13 protein-coding genes are annotated in these 13,534 nt (G+C 52.4%); 6 read left to right on the top strand and 7 right to left on the bottom strand.

Annotation, left to right across the window (positions count from 1 at the left end):
• The coding region (locus IMQ48_RS03120) for a sugar ABC transporter ATP-binding protein (RefSeq protein ID WP_196207871.1) at positions 1 to 1,437 on the bottom strand (1,437 nt) is incomplete at its 3' end.
• A 464-nt stretch (positions 1,438 to 1,901) separates the two neighbouring features.
• Between IMQ48_RS03120 and fucI the strand changes: the two genes are divergently transcribed.
• From fucI to fucR, 4 genes are all read left to right on the top strand, one after another.
• A complete protein-coding gene (fucI, locus tag IMQ48_RS03125; RefSeq protein WP_196207872.1) occupies positions 1,902 to 3,677 on the top strand; it encodes an L-fucose isomerase in 1,776 nt (591 codons plus the stop codon).
• 102 nt (positions 3,678 to 3,779) lie between these two features.
• Positions 3,780 to 5,198 carry an L-fuculokinase gene (fucK, locus tag IMQ48_RS03130; protein WP_196207873.1) on the top strand — a complete coding sequence of 473 codons (1,419 nt, stop codon included), beginning with the start codon at positions 3,780 to 3,782 and terminating at the stop codon, positions 5,196 to 5,198.
• A gap of 1 nt (position 5,199) precedes the next feature.
• The gene (fucU, locus tag IMQ48_RS03135) at positions 5,200 to 5,622 is read left to right on the top strand and encodes an L-fucose mutarotase (RefSeq protein WP_196207874.1); all 423 of its coding nucleotides are present in this window, start codon (positions 5,200 to 5,202) and stop codon (positions 5,620 to 5,622) included.
• 57 nt (positions 5,623 to 5,679) lie between these two features.
• A complete protein-coding gene (gene fucR, locus IMQ48_RS03140) occupies positions 5,680 to 6,408 on the top strand; it encodes an L-fucose operon activator (protein WP_196207875.1) in 729 nt (242 codons plus the stop codon).
• Positions 6,409 to 6,443: 35 nt separating this feature from the next.
• Here fucR and rlmM read toward each other — a convergent pair whose 3' ends face one another.
• The 4 genes from rlmM to IMQ48_RS03160 form a co-directional block, all read right to left on the bottom strand.
• The gene (gene rlmM / locus IMQ48_RS03145) at positions 6,444 to 7,544 is read right to left on the bottom strand and encodes a 23S rRNA (cytidine(2498)-2'-O)-methyltransferase RlmM (protein ID WP_181498571.1); all 1,101 of its coding nucleotides are present in this window, start codon (positions 7,542 to 7,544) and stop codon (positions 6,444 to 6,446) included.
• A complete protein-coding gene (locus IMQ48_RS03150) occupies positions 7,537 to 7,932 on the bottom strand; it encodes a DUF423 domain-containing protein (RefSeq protein WP_096755875.1) in 396 nt (131 codons plus the stop codon). Before IMQ48_RS03150 ends, rlmM begins: the two co-directional genes overlap by 8 nt.
• Before the next feature lie 18 nt (positions 7,933 to 7,950).
• The gene (gene gcvA / locus IMQ48_RS03155; RefSeq protein ID WP_096755874.1) at positions 7,951 to 8,868 is read right to left on the bottom strand and encodes a glycine cleavage system transcriptional regulator GcvA; all 918 of its coding nucleotides are present in this window, start codon (positions 8,866 to 8,868) and stop codon (positions 7,951 to 7,953) included.
• A 362-nt stretch (positions 8,869 to 9,230) separates the two neighbouring features.
• Complete coding sequence (locus IMQ48_RS03160) at positions 9,231 to 9,458, bottom strand: YgdI/YgdR family lipoprotein (protein WP_196207876.1); 228 nt, start codon at positions 9,456 to 9,458, stop codon at positions 9,231 to 9,233.
• A gap of 192 nt (positions 9,459 to 9,650) precedes the next feature.
• Here IMQ48_RS03160 and csdA point away from each other — a divergent pair, with 192 nt between their 5' ends.
• Both csdA and csdE read left to right on the top strand, forming a co-directional pair.
• The gene (gene csdA, locus IMQ48_RS03165) at positions 9,651 to 10,856 is read left to right on the top strand and encodes a cysteine desulfurase CsdA (protein ID WP_196207877.1); all 1,206 of its coding nucleotides are present in this window, start codon (positions 9,651 to 9,653) and stop codon (positions 10,854 to 10,856) included.
• On the top strand, positions 10,856 to 11,299 hold the full coding sequence (csdE, locus tag IMQ48_RS03170; protein WP_196207878.1) for a cysteine desulfurase sulfur acceptor subunit CsdE: 444 nt from the start codon (positions 10,856 to 10,858) through the stop codon (positions 11,297 to 11,299). Before csdA ends, csdE begins: the two co-directional genes overlap by 1 nt.
• 68 nt (positions 11,300 to 11,367) lie before the next feature.
• Here csdE and tcdA read toward each other — a convergent pair whose 3' ends face one another.
• On the bottom strand, positions 11,368 to 12,174 hold the full coding sequence (gene tcdA / locus IMQ48_RS03175) for a tRNA cyclic N6-threonylcarbamoyladenosine(37) synthase TcdA (RefSeq protein ID WP_096755870.1): 807 nt from the start codon (positions 12,172 to 12,174) through the stop codon (positions 11,368 to 11,370).
• Positions 12,175 to 12,307: 133 nt separating this feature from the next.
• On the bottom strand, positions 12,308 to 13,405 hold the full coding sequence (gene mltA / locus IMQ48_RS03180; RefSeq protein ID WP_096755869.1) for a murein transglycosylase A: 1,098 nt from the start codon (positions 13,403 to 13,405) through the stop codon (positions 12,308 to 12,310).
• Between the last annotated feature and the right edge of the window lie 129 nt (positions 13,406 to 13,534).

Genomic DNA, 13,534 nt, shown 5'->3' on the forward strand with positions numbered 1-13,534 from the left:
ACCGGTAATACGACCACTACGCATCACTAAAATGCGATCGCACATACCCAGTACTTCCGGTAATTCAGAAGAAATCATGATGATTGATTTCCCTTTTGCCACCAGTCGATTCATTAATTCATAAATTTCAAGTTTGGCCCCCACGTCAATGCCGCGCGTAGGCTCATCAAAGATGAGAATATCGGTGTCTTTACACACCCATCTGGCAATAATTATTTTCTGCTGATTACCACCACTTAAATTTAATGCGGCCTGCTCAAGGTGTGGCGTTTTAATTCGCAGGGCTTTCACCTGCTCCTGGCTGGTTTGCTGACAGCGTTTGCTATCCACATTACCGTAGCGATCGGAATACTCCGGGTAATTCCCCAGCATAATATTGCGTTCAACGGACAACCCTAATGCCAGCCCTTCTTTTTTTCTGTCCTCGGTTAAATAGCTGATCCCCTGTTTAATTGCATCAGGGATATCTTTGACCACCGTAACATTGCCATTAAGTTTAATGGTGCCGCTATCAATAGGGTCTGCGCCGAAAATAGCACGCGCCAGTTCGGTACGACCTGCCCCCATCAGACCGGCAAAACCCAGAATCTCCCCCTGATGCAAGGTGAAGTCGATGTTGTTCAACACCCCTTTACGCGTCAGGCCACTCACCTCCAGCACCGGTTTATGCTGAGACAGGGGGGCACGACGCGGATAGATATTCCCAAGGTCACGCCCAACCATCATGGCAATCAGATCGCTGATTTTCACCGCGTCATAATCAACGGTGGCAATAAACTGGCCATCTCGCATTACGGTCGCGCGGTCGGCAATCAATGCCAGCTCTTCCAGACGGTGCGAGATATAAACAATGCCGGTACCCTGCTCTTTCAACAATCGGGTAACCTGAAATAAACTGTCGATCTCCGTTTCCGTCAACGCAGCCGTTGGTTCATCCATAATCAGAATTTTGGCATTCACCGATATGGCTTTAGCAATCTCAACCATTTGTTGTTGAGCGACGGTAAGATCGGCAACCAGCGTATCTGGCGCAATGTTCAGGTTCAATTTTTGCAAAATATCGATAGCAGCCTGGCGCTGTTGTTTCTCGTCGAGACGCCAGCGGTTATTTTTGCAAAATTCCCTGCCAATGAAGATATTGTCTTCAACTGTTAACTCAGGAAAAAGATTAAATTCCTGATGAATAATCGTGATCCCAGCTTTTTGCGCACTCAATGGGTTCGTAAATGAAACAGATTGATCTTCAAAAATAATACTGCCTTCATCCGGTTGATAAACGCCGGATAAAATTTTCATCAAGGTGGACTTTCCCGCGCCATTTTCACCAAGCAGCGCGTGAACTTCCCCTTTACGTAAAGAAAAATCCACATTACTCAACGCTAATACGCCGGGAAAACGTTTTGTTATATGGCTCATCTGTAAAAATGTTTCGGACATTGCTGCTTTCCTCAATATACAGAAACTACAGTCGGTAAATCAGGCGAAAACAGCGTTGCCAGGGAGCCATCGTCACCGTTAATGCGAATACTGCCTAAAATCGTAGATGCGTTTTATCAATTTTGCTAACTCGAGTTAGCGATTGCCTTTTAAAGCTATTTTAGCTGCAAAAAATAACCAAATCATTTGATTTAAAATTGTGATGCCGGGCAGACAATTTATTGTATCTTATTAATTAAAAAGGGAATTAACTAGAATACATCCATTTATTTATTTGACGCAGATCGAATTTTAACCACTTCTCGTGAGGCTTCTCACAGTTCCACAACAAAAAAGTTGTGCAAAAAACTCTCTGATACCTAAGCTAACTCGAGTTAGCAAAAATGAGAAATTCAGCCAACTGCGGCAGTGGTGTCCTCCATCCGCTTCAGCAGCACGGCATAAAGTGAGATGAGGAACCTCGAATGAACAAAATGAGTTTACCGAAAATCGGTATTCGTCCAGTAATTGACGGACGTCGTATGGGTGTACGCGAGTCGCTCGAAGAACAAACCATGAATATGGCGAAAGCCACTGCCGTGCTTATCACGGAAAAACTTCGCCACGCCTGCGGAGCACAAATTGAATGCGTGATCGCTGACACCTGCATTGCCGGGATGGCTGAATCCGCCGCCTGCGAAGAAAAATTCAGTAGCCAAAATGTGGGCGTGACAATCACCGTGACCCCGTGCTGGTGCTACGGCAGCGAAACCATCGACATGGACCCCATGCGTCCAAAAGCCATCTGGGGCTTCAACGGCACGGAACGTCCTGGTGCCGTCTATCTGGCAGCCGCACTGGCTGCGCATAACCAAAAAGGACTTCCTGCTTTCTCAATTTACGGTCATGACGTGCAGGATGAGGGTGACACTACCATCCCTGCCGATGTTGAAGAAAAACTGCTGCGCTTTAGCCGTGCGGGCCTGGCCGTTGCCAGCATGAAAGGCAAAAGCTATCTGTCCGTGGGTGGCGTTTCAATGGGGATCGCAGGATCCATCGTCGATCATAACTTCTTTGAATCCTGGCTGGGCATGAAGGTTCAGCCAGTTGATATGACCGAACTGCGTCGTCGTATTGACCAGAAAATCTATGACGAAGCAGAACTGGAAATGGCGCTAGCGTGGGCGGACAATAACTTCCGCTACGGTGAAGATCAGAATGCCCAGCAGTACAAACGTAACGAAGAGCAAAGCCGCGCAGTGCTGAAAGAAAGCCTGCTGATGGCTATGTGCATTCGCGACATGATGCAGGGTAACAAAAAGCTGGCAGACAAAGGTCTGGTCGAAGAATCCCTGGGCTATAACGCGATCGCTGCAGGCTTCCAGGGCCAGCGTCACTGGACGGATCAATACCCAAATGGCGATACCGCCGAGGCATTGCTGAACAGCTCCTTTGACTGGAATGGCGTACGTGAACCGTTCGTTGTCGCGACCGAAAACGACAGTCTGAACGGCGTGGCAATGCTGTTCGGTCATCAACTCACCGGCACGGCACAGGTCTTTGCCGATGTACGCACCTACTGGTCACCGGAAGCGGTGCAACGCGTCACGGGTAAACCGCTAACCGGCCTTGCTGAGCACGGCATCATTCACCTGATTAACTCCGGTTCTGCGGCACTGGACGGCTCCTGCAAACAGCGCGACAGCGATGGTAAACCGACTATGAAACCGTACTGGGAAATCTCGCAGAAAGAGGCGGATGATTGCCTGGCGGCAACCGAGTGGTGTCCGGCTATTCATGAATACTTCCGCGGGGGCGGTTACTCATCTCGCTTTCTGACCGAAGGTGGCGTGCCGTTCACCATGACCCGTATCAATATCATCAAAGGTCTGGGACCGGTGCTGCAGATAGCCGAAGGCTGGAGCGTGGAATTGCCGAAAGACATGCACGACCAGCTCGATGCCCGAACCAACTCCACCTGGCCAACCACCTGGTTTGCTCCGCGCTTAACCGGTAAAGGTCCGTTCAGCGACGTTTACTCGGTGATGGCGAACTGGGGTGCGAACCACGGTGTGCTGACCATTGGTCACGTGGGTGCAGACTTTATTACTCTTGCCGCTATGCTGCGTATTCCAGTGTGTATGCACAATGTGGAAGAAGAGAAAATCTATCGTCCTTCCTCCTGGGCAGCCCATGGCATGGATACGGAAGGTCAGGATTACCGCGCTTGCCAGAACTACGGTCCGCTGTACAAACGTTAATCACGGCGTCTTTGCCCGGTGGCGAAAGTTACCGGGTCTACAAAATACCGAATTGTAGACCGGATAAGCGTAGCGCCATCCGGCAACGTTTCAGGAGTTGTTATGAAACAAGATGTTATCCTGGTTCTCGACTGTGGTGCGACCAACGTACGGGCCATTGCCGTTGACCGACAGGGAAAGATTGTCGCTCGTGCTGCGACTCCGAACGCCAGTGACATCGCCGCAGAAAACAGTGCCTGGCACCAATGGTCGCTGGAGGCCATTCTGCAACGCTTTGCCGACTGCTGTCAGCGGCTCTCCACTCAACTGGCCGCCTGTCATATTCGCGGGATCGCCGTCACCACCTTTGGCGTGGACGGCGCGCTGGTTGATAAGAACGGCAAGCAACTGTATCCGGTCATCAGTTGGAAATGCCCACGTACCGCAGCGGTAATGGAAAATATCCATCGTTACATGTCGCCGCAGCAGCTGCAGGACGTTTCCGGCGTTGGCGCGTTTAGCTTCAATACGCTGTACAAACTTGTGTGGCTGAAAGAAAACCATCCGCAATTACTGGAACAGGCGCACGCCTGGCTGTTTATCTCATCACTTATCAACCACCGTTTGACTGGCGAGTTCACCACAGATACCACCATGGCGGGCACCAGCCAGATGCTGGACATCCAGCAGCGAGATTTCAGCCATGACATTTTGCAGGCAACGGGTATACCGCGTCGCTTGTTTCCGCGCCTGGTTGAAGCAGGCGAACAAATTGGAGTACTGCAACACGAGGCCGCTAACCAGCTCGGACTTCCAGAGGGTATTCCGGTCATCTCTGCCGGACACGACACACAGTTTGCGCTATTTGGCGCAGGAGCCCAACAGGATGAACCGGTGCTCTCCTCCGGCACATGGGAAATTCTGATGGTACGCAGTGCGCAGGTAAACACCTCCCTGCTTAGCCATTATGCGGGCTCCACCTGTGAGCTGGATAGTCAGGCAGGACTAAACAATCCCGGTATGCAGTGGCTGGCTTCAGGCGTGCTCGAATGGGTACGTAAACTGCTGTGGACTGCCGATACGCCGTGGCAAACGCTTATCGATGAAGCCAACGCCATTCCAGCTGGGGCTGATGGGGTAAAAATGCAGTGCGATCTGCTCACCGGCGCGAACGCGGGCTGGCACGGCGTCACGCTCAACAGTACCCGGGGACATTTATACCGTGCGGCACTGGAGGGACTCACCCACCGGCTGCGGCAAAATCTACAGACACTGGAGACCATCGGTCACTTCCAGGCGACAGAGCTGTTGCTGGTTGGCGGTGGAAGTCGTAACGCGCTGTGGAATCAGATTAAAGCCAACGTTCTGGGTATTCCTGTAAAAGTGCTGGATGATGCCGAAACCACCGTGGCGGGTGCCGCAATGTTTGCCTGGTCAGGCATTGGGGAATTTACCTCTCCGGAACAGGCTCGCGCCCAGGTGCACTACCAGTACCGTTATTTCTATCCGCAAACTGAACCCGAACTCACAGGAGTCGAGTGACATGCTAAAAACGATTTCCCCTTTAATTTCCCCCGACCTGCTGAAAGTGCTGGCTGAAATGGGTCACGGCGATGAAATTATCTTTTCCGATGCCCATTTCCCCGCGCACAGCATGGGGCCACAGGTCATCCGCGCTGACGGTCTGCTGGTCAGCGACCTTCTACAGGCGATTATTCCGCTATTTGAACTCGACAGCTACGCCCCACCGCTGGTGATGATGGCCGCTGTTGAAGGCGACACTCTCGATCCTGACGTTGAGGCTCGCTATCGTCAGGCGCTTTCATTGCAGACCCCCTGCCCCGACATCACGCGTATTGACCGCTATGCCTTTTACGAACGAGCACAAAAGGCATTTGCTGTCGTTATCACAGGAGAGCGGGCAAAGTACGGGAATATCCTTTTAAAAAAAGGGGTAACGCCGTAATCTCTGGTCAGAATGCCCGTCTGGTACGGGCATTCATCATAAGATGAGGATCAGAACATGAAAGCGGCGCGCCAGCAGGCAATCGTAGATCTGCTTACTAATCACAAAAGCCTGACAACCGAAGCCTTGTCTTTGCAGCTTAACGTCAGCAAAGAGACCATCCGCCGCGATCTCAGCGAGTTACAGGCCCAGGGTAAAGTGTTACGCAATCACGGTCGGGCTAAAGTTATTCATCGTGAAAATCAGGACAGCGGCGACCCGTTTCATATTCGACTCAAAAGCCACTATGCACACAAAGCGGATATCGCCCGAGAAGCGCTGGCATGGATCGAAGAAGGTATGGTGATCGCCTTAGACGCCAGCTCAACCTGCTGGTATCTGGCCCGACAATTACCGGATATCAACATCCAGGTATTTACCAACAGCCAACCCATTTGCCAGGAATTGGCTAAACGCGAACACATTCAGCTCATCAGCTCGGGCGGCCGCCTTGAGCGCAAATACGGTTGCTACGTTAATCCCTCGCTTATCTCGCAGCTAAAACCACTCGAGATCGACCTGTTTATTTTTTCCTGCGAAGGGATCGACAGCGACGGTGCGCTTTGGGACTCAAATGCGACCAACGCAGATTTCAAATCCATTCTGCTTAAGCGTGCATCGCAGTCTTTATTGCTGATCGATAAAAGTAAATTTAATCGTTCGGGAGAAACCAGAATTGGGCATCTGGATGATGTGACGCATATTATTTCAGATACACAGTTGATTGAAATAACCCAGGCCGAATAGGGCGATTACGCCGCCATCCGGCCTACAATGCAGCCCTATCGCTCGTCGCGACGACCGCCTACGGCAGCCCACAGACGGCGCACGTGCACGGTCACTTCTTCGCGGTCATGGTACAGCTGACGCGCCTGAATCTGAGCATTGATGTTATGTTCATCCAGCTGCGCCTGAATATAGGCCAGGTTTTGCGACACTTCTTCGTAGCGTTTTTTCATCGGCAGTTTGAGATTGAAAATCGTCTCACGACACCAGCCATTGACCAGCCACTGTGCCATCAGCGCGGCAACTTTCGCCGGCTTCTCCACCATATCGCAAACCATCCACGAAATGTTGCTACGATTCGGACGGTACTTAAATCCGTCTTCACGCAGCCAGGTAACCTGTCCGGTATCCATCAGGCTTTGCGCCATCGGACCATTGTCCACGGAGTAAACCCACATATTGCGTTTGACCAGCTGATAGGTCCAGCCGCCAGGACATGCGCCTAAATCCACCGCATACATACCGTTTGCCAGGCGCTCATCCCACTCATCGGCCGGAATAAAGACATGCAGCGCCTCTTCCAGCTTCAGCGTTGAGCGGCTTGGCGCATCGGCCGGGAACTTCAGACGTGGGATCCCCATGTAAAACGGCGAGTTGTTGTCAGGCCAGGAATAGCCGGTGTAACAGCAGCCCGGCGCAATAAAGAACACATGGACTACCGGGCGCTTTGGTGTCTCATACTTTGCCAGCACTCCCGCTTCGCGCAGCGCTGCACGCAGCGGTACGGTAAATTTGCGGCAAAACTTCACTAGCTCTTTGCTTTCGTTGGTGTCGGCCACTTCTACGCGCAGATCGCCGCCCTTCTCCACCACGCCCTGCAACATGCCAACAATCGGCGTAATACGGTCTTCCGGCGGTAAATATTGCAGCAACTCGCCGACAACAAACATCTGGCGAGCAAAAATCAGCGAGCTAAACGGCAACTCTTTTACGAGCTTTTCAGCATCCCCCTGCTGATAGCACTCAAAAGTCACATACCCCGCATTGTCTTTCACGCGGGCAAAGCCGAACACTTCCCGGCGCGTTGCTTTATCCGTAATTTCTGCGGCGCACTCTTTCTCAAAACCCGGGCGACACAACAATACAACCTTATTCATGGCTAACGCCCTTACGTTTCAATCGAATAGCACCCACTAACATCAGCGCCCAGCCTACCAGGAAGCTGAAACCGCCGACCGGGGTAACAAACGCCCACAGGCGTAAATGAGAGAGCGCGAGGCAATACAAGCTACCGCTAAACAGCACGGTACCTAATGCCATGAACACGCTACTCCAGTAAAACCAAATGCTGATACGTCGCTGCATGGCGACGGCCAGACCAAAAATAGCCAGCGTATGAAACGCCTGATACTCAAGACCGGTCTGGATCCAACCCATTTCAACAACGCCAAGCGTTTTGCTCAGAACATGAGCCCCAAACGCGCCCAGAGCAACAAAGATAAAGCCACTTATGGCGGCAAAAATCAGCATAAAACGGCTGGTCATGTTAATACCCTACGTAAATTATTGTTCGTAACGAAAGCGGAATTTTTCTTGTTCAGTGGCCGCTTTCGCCAGAATCCACTGACGGAAGGCGGCTATTTTACCCAGTTCTGCCTGACTGTCATGACAAACCAGATAAAACGCGTTCTTGCTGACCAGCACATCATTAAACGGGCAGACCAGACGGCCCGCTTCAATTTCTGATTGCGACATCACGTTATTGGCCAGCGCAACACCCTGTCCATGGATAGCAGCCTGTAGCACCATGGCGCTATGACTGAAGATAGGTCCCTGCTGAACGTTAATATGATTCAGGCCAAGCTGACGCGTATAGGCCTGCCAGTCGCGGCGAGAAGCATCGTGCAATAACGTGTGCTTTGCCAGATCCTCTGGCGTCTTCAGCGGTTTATCGCCGGTGAGTAATAAAGGAGAGCAGACCGGCAACAGATATTCTGCGTACAATTTTTCTACACGCAGGCCAGGCCAGTTGCCGCGGCCATAAAAAATCGCCACGTCAACATCGTCAGCCAGTTTATCTTCCTGACGGTCTACTGCCTGGATCCTGACATCGATTCCCGGATAAGCTGAGTTAAAGCTAGAGAGTCTGGGCACCAGCCATTGAATGGCAAAACTGGGCAATAAACTGACCGTAAGCGCGCCTTTTGCACTGCGTGCCTGAAGTTTACGCGTCGCATCGGTTAATTGCGAAAAAATCTCTTTGATGTCGAGGAAGTAGCTTTGGCCTTCTTCCGTCAGCAGAAGAGATCGATTGCGTCGACGGAACAGCTTCAGCCCAAGGAAATCCTCAAGTGACTTGATTTGGTGACTTACTGCGGCCTGCGTCACAAAAAGCTCTTCTGCCGCGCGAGTAAAGCTCAAATGACGCGCCGCGGCATCAAAAACACGTAACGCATTTAAGGGTGGTAATCGTTTTGACATGACTTTTAGGCTTTGATGTTAAATGAATTTAACAGTAATCTAACAGGCTGTAACCTATTAGTTTTTTTAATCTGAGCCATTATAAATTGTCCGTTGAGGTTCTACCAGCAAATACCTATAGTGGCGGCACTTCCTGAAGCCGGAACGAAAAGTTTTATCGGAATGCGTGTTCTGGTGGGCTTTTGGCTTACGGTTGTGATGTTGTGTTGTTGTGTTTGCAATTGGTCTGCAATTCAGACCATGGTAGCAAAGCTACCCTTTTTCACTTCCTGTACATTTACCCTGTCTGTCCATAGTGATTAATGTAGCACCGCCAACTTGCGGTGCTTTTTTTTGTCTGCGTTTTATCGATGGCCGAGCGGCTAGTTCTCCAGTTCTACCATCTCTTTCACGTCAGTGCGGTTAATCTGCTGTTTGTTGCCGTTAGCGTCCTTATACGAAATCATTCCCGTTTCATCATCGGTCTTTGGCTTACCATCAGACACGATTGTCCGACCATCGTTGGTGTGCATTACATAGTTCGGACCAGAACAGGCGCTCAGGGAAAAAGTCAGCATACAGGCAGAGATAATGGCGGCAGTCTTTTTCATATTCTTCTCCTTAAAGCGATTTATGCTAAATAAAACGAATTCCATAACAGGCAAAAATATTCGCCTAACATTATCTAGCATAAGACACTGGTCTGATTTCACCAGGATATCCAGAGGATTCCGATGCTTAGGGTTACCCTTGTGCCAGCGCCCTTTTTGCGCCACGATCGGTGTATTGAACTGAGGAATCCCATGAACGCTTTTAACCCCGCGCAGTTTCGCGCACAGTTTCCCGCACTCAATGATGCTGGCGTCTATCTCGACAGCGCCGCCACAGCGCTCAAGCCGCAGACGGTTATTGAAGCTACGCATCAGTTTTATAACCTGAGCGCCGGGAACGTCCATCGCAGCCAGTTTGCCGAAGCCCAACGCCTGACCGCCCGCTATGAGGCCGCACGGGAAAAAGTCGCCCGTCTGATCAACGCGTCGGATGACAAAACCATCGTCTGGACCCGCGGCACGACGGAAGCCATCAACATGGTGGCGCAAAGCTACGCGCGCCCACGTTTGCAGCCGGGTGATGAGATCATCGTTAGCGTGGCAGAACATCACGCCAACCTCGTTCCCTGGCTGATGGTCGCCCAGCAAACCGGGGCCAGGGTCGTCAGGCTGCCGCTCAATGCGCAGTTACTTCCTGACGTTGAGCGTTTGCCCGAGCTCATCACCCCGCGCAGTCGCATACTGGCGCTGGGACAGATGTCTAACGTCACCGGCGGCTGCCCGGATTTAGCACGCGCCATTACACTTGCCCACGCGGCAGGAATGGTGGTGATGGTAGACGGCGCCCAGGGTGTGGTGCATTTTCCCGCCGACGTTCAGCAGTTAGACATTGATTTCTATGCATTCTCGGGCCACAAGCTGTACGGTCCAACCGGCATTGGCGCACTGTACGGTAAGCCTGAGCTACTGGACGCCATGTCACCCTGGCTTGGCGGCGGCAAAATGATTAGCGAGGTCAGCTTTGAGGGGTTCACCACTCAGGCAGCACCGTGGAAGCTGGAAGCAGGTACGCCTAACGTGGCCGGAGTCATCGGCCTGAGCGCGGCGCTGGAATGGCTGGCGGATATCGACATTGTTCAGGCCGAGAGCTGGAGCCGTGGCCTGGCGACGCTGGCGGAGGATGCGCTGGCAAAACGCCCTGGATTCCGCTCCTTCCGCTGTCAGGATTCCAGCCTGTTAGCCTTTGACTTCGCCGGGGTGCACCACAGCGATATGGTCACGCTGCTGGCCGAATATGGCATTGCGCTGCGTGCAGGACAGCACTGCGCACAGCCGCTGTTGGCAGAACTTGGCGTATCAGGCACCCTGCGCGCCTCATTTGCACCTTATAATAGCCAAAGTGATGTGGATGCGTTGGTCACAGCCGTTGACCGCGCGCTGGAAATATTGGTGGATTAATGACAACTCCTCTGCTCGCCGGACACCCGTTTGGCACAACCGTAACCGAAGAGACGTTACGCAATACCTTTCTCCCGCTCAACCAATGGGAAGATAAATATCGTCAGTTGATCCTGCTCGGTAAGCAGCTCCCGGCCCTGCCGGATGCGTTGAAGGCACAGGCCAGAGAGATTGCCGGATGTGAAAACCGCGTCTGGCTGGGGTATACCCTGCAGGATAATGGCATCCTGCATTTCTTCGGTGACAGTGAAGGACGTATCGTGCGCGGTCTGCTGGCGGTTTTACTCACCGCCGTCGAGGGCAAAACCGCCGCCGAGTTACAGACACATTCGCCAATGGCGTTCTTTGATGAATTGGGGTTACGCGCGCAGCTTAGCGCCTCGCGCAGCCAGGGGTTGGATGCGCTCGTTGGGGCAGTTCAGGGTGCCGGATGGCAACGCTGATGCGTCTTATCCGGCCTACAACGCCACACAAACCGTAGGCCAGATAAGCGTAGCGCCACCCGACACAATCAGGGTTGACGCGCGGCTTTCGCCATCATCTTCTTCAGTGCGTGAGACACGGCAACAAAGCCAAAGGTTGCGGTCACCATGGTGGCCGCGCCAAATCCGGATGCACAATCCATACGTTTCGGCCCTTCCGCCGTCGCCTTCATGGCACACACGGAGCCGTCTGCCTGCGGGTACACCAGCGCCTCGGTCGAGAACACGCAGTCCACGCCCAGCTTGCCTTTACTGTTCTTCACCACGCCAAAATCGCTTTTTAGACGCTCACGTAACTTTGCCGCCAGCGGATCCTGAATGGTTTTTGCCAGATCAACGACCTGAATCTGCGTGGGGTCGATCTGCCCCCCCGCGCCACCGGTGGTGACCAGCGGAATTTTATTGCGTCGACAGTAAGCAATCAGCGCTGCTTTCGGGCGCACGCTGTCGATAGCATCAATGACATACGAAAAGCCCGCGTTCATATACTCAGCAACATTATCTGGCGTGACAAAATCGTCGACAACATTAACCCGACACTCCGGGTTAATCTGGCGTATCCGCTCGGCCATCACCTCGGCTTTCGCCTGCCCGACGGTATCTCGCAGGGCATGGATCTGACGGTTAGTATTGGTGACGCACACATCATCCATATCGATGAGCGTAATCGCGCCAATCCCGGTACGCGCCAGTGCTTCTGCCGCCCACGAGCCCACGCCACCAATCCCGACCACGCAAACGTGCGCCCCGGCAAACAATTGCAGGGCATTTTCACCATACAGACGCGCGGTGCCGCCAAAACGCTGACGCCAGGCGTCGCTTATTACCACTGACATAGAACCTCAGATATAGAAAACAAAAAGAGCGGACAATGCCGCCCTGAGTGTCGTTTCATAGCCGGATGGCGCTTCGCTTATCCGGCCTACGCGCTAATTTGTAGGCCTGATAAGGCTAGCCGCCATCAGGCAACTAGCCGCTAAATACGTTACCCGCGCTGCCGGATGACTTCAGCACCCAGACGCGACCATAGTGATTATACCAACCTGCGCGATGTCCGGCATCGGCACCAATACCCTGGTAGATATCAAAGTGCTGGCCTTTGATAGCGCCACCGACATCCAGTGCCACCATCAAGCGCAGTTCATACTGACCGGTAAACTTGCCGTTATTATCCAGTAGCGGGACTTCGGCCAGTAACGTCGTACCAGCTGGAATAATGCTGCGATCGGAAGCAACCGAAGCGCGGCCAATCAGCGGCACTGCGCTGGCGCCTTTAACTGGGGCATAAGATTGTGGTTTAAAGAAGACGAACGACGGGTTTTGCTCCAGCAGCTCACGCACTTCGGCTTCGCTGTGCGTTTCGCCCCAGTGGCGGATCGCCTGCATCGACATATCTTCTTTCTTCACTTCACCACGGTCGATCAGTACTTTACCAATACTGCGGTAGGCATGGCCGTTTTTACCAGCATAGCTAAAGAAGTTAAGTGGGCTGCCATCGCCGAAGTCAATATAGCCGCTACCCTGCACATCCATAATGAAGTTATCCATCAGGGAGTTGCTGTAGGCAAGAATATAGTTGTCACTCAGCGCCCCGGCGTAGATTTCAGCACGCGTTGGTAAGCGTCCGCGTTTTGGCGGCATGCGGTAGATAGGGTACTGAAATTCCCCCTGACGCGTATGGCGCGCCTGGATGACCGGCGTGTAATAGCCGGTGAACTGGACGTTACCATAGTTATCCGCCCCTTCCATTTGCCAGGCATCAATACCGAACTGGCGCATACTGCGCGTATCACCGCCCGCGCGTAACCATTCCTGAATAGCGTTGTAAACGTTGCTTTGATTGCCATATAAACGCGGTGAGGAACTGCGGATCTGATTTACCTGCTCGGCAAAATCACCGGCATTGATCGGTGCGCCAACCGCATCGGGCTGATTCACCAGTGAGAAAGGCTGGGTCAATTTCCCGTCTTTATACTGCTGCCCACGATCGGTGGGTTTAGAGGAACACGCGGCGAGCATCACGACTACCGCCCCCGCCAGAAGATATTTTGCCCAACGTCCTTTCATTGTTCTCGTCTTAAGTTGCCTGAATGCGAGATGAAGATAACAAACCCCTGAACCTAATGAAATGCGAATACATACCTCAAGGCAAATTTTGAACAAAAAATAGACCGAAATGCGTTGTTTTTGTTCATT

The organism is Citrobacter sp. Res13-Sevr-PEB04-36 (genome assembly GCF_015672735.1).
GTDB lineage: Bacteria > Pseudomonadota > Gammaproteobacteria > Enterobacterales > Enterobacteriaceae > Citrobacter.

Coding starts and splice junctions, on each gene's coding strand:
- fucU (WP_196207874.1), top strand. CDS start 5,200: ATGCTAAAAACGATTTCCCCTTTAATTTCCCCCGACCTGCTGAAAGTG.
- IMQ48_RS03150 (WP_096755875.1), bottom strand. CDS start 7,932: ATGACCAGCCGTTTTATGCTGATTTTTGCCGCCATAAGTGGCTTTATC.
- csdA (WP_196207877.1), top strand. CDS start 9,651: ATGAACGCTTTTAACCCCGCGCAGTTTCGCGCACAGTTTCCCGCACTC.
- gcvA (WP_096755874.1), bottom strand. CDS start 8,868: ATGTCAAAACGATTACCACCCTTAAATGCGTTACGTGTTTTTGATGCC.
- fucR (WP_196207875.1), top strand. CDS start 5,680: ATGAAAGCGGCGCGCCAGCAGGCAATCGTAGATCTGCTTACTAATCAC.
- tcdA (WP_096755870.1), bottom strand. CDS start 12,174: ATGTCAGTGGTAATAAGCGACGCCTGGCGTCAGCGTTTTGGCGGCACC.
- fucK (WP_196207873.1), top strand. CDS start 3,780: ATGAAACAAGATGTTATCCTGGTTCTCGACTGTGGTGCGACCAACGTA.
- mltA (WP_096755869.1), bottom strand. CDS start 13,405: ATGAAAGGACGTTGGGCAAAATATCTTCTGGCGGGGGCGGTAGTCGTG.
- fucI (WP_196207872.1), top strand. CDS start 1,902: ATGAACAAAATGAGTTTACCGAAAATCGGTATTCGTCCAGTAATTGAC.
- csdE (WP_196207878.1), top strand. CDS start 10,856: ATGACAACTCCTCTGCTCGCCGGACACCCGTTTGGCACAACCGTAACC.
- IMQ48_RS03160 (WP_196207876.1), bottom strand. CDS start 9,458: ATGAAAAAGACTGCCGCCATTATCTCTGCCTGTATGCTGACTTTTTCC.
- rlmM (WP_181498571.1), bottom strand. CDS start 7,544: ATGAATAAGGTTGTATTGTTGTGTCGCCCGGGTTTTGAGAAAGAGTGC.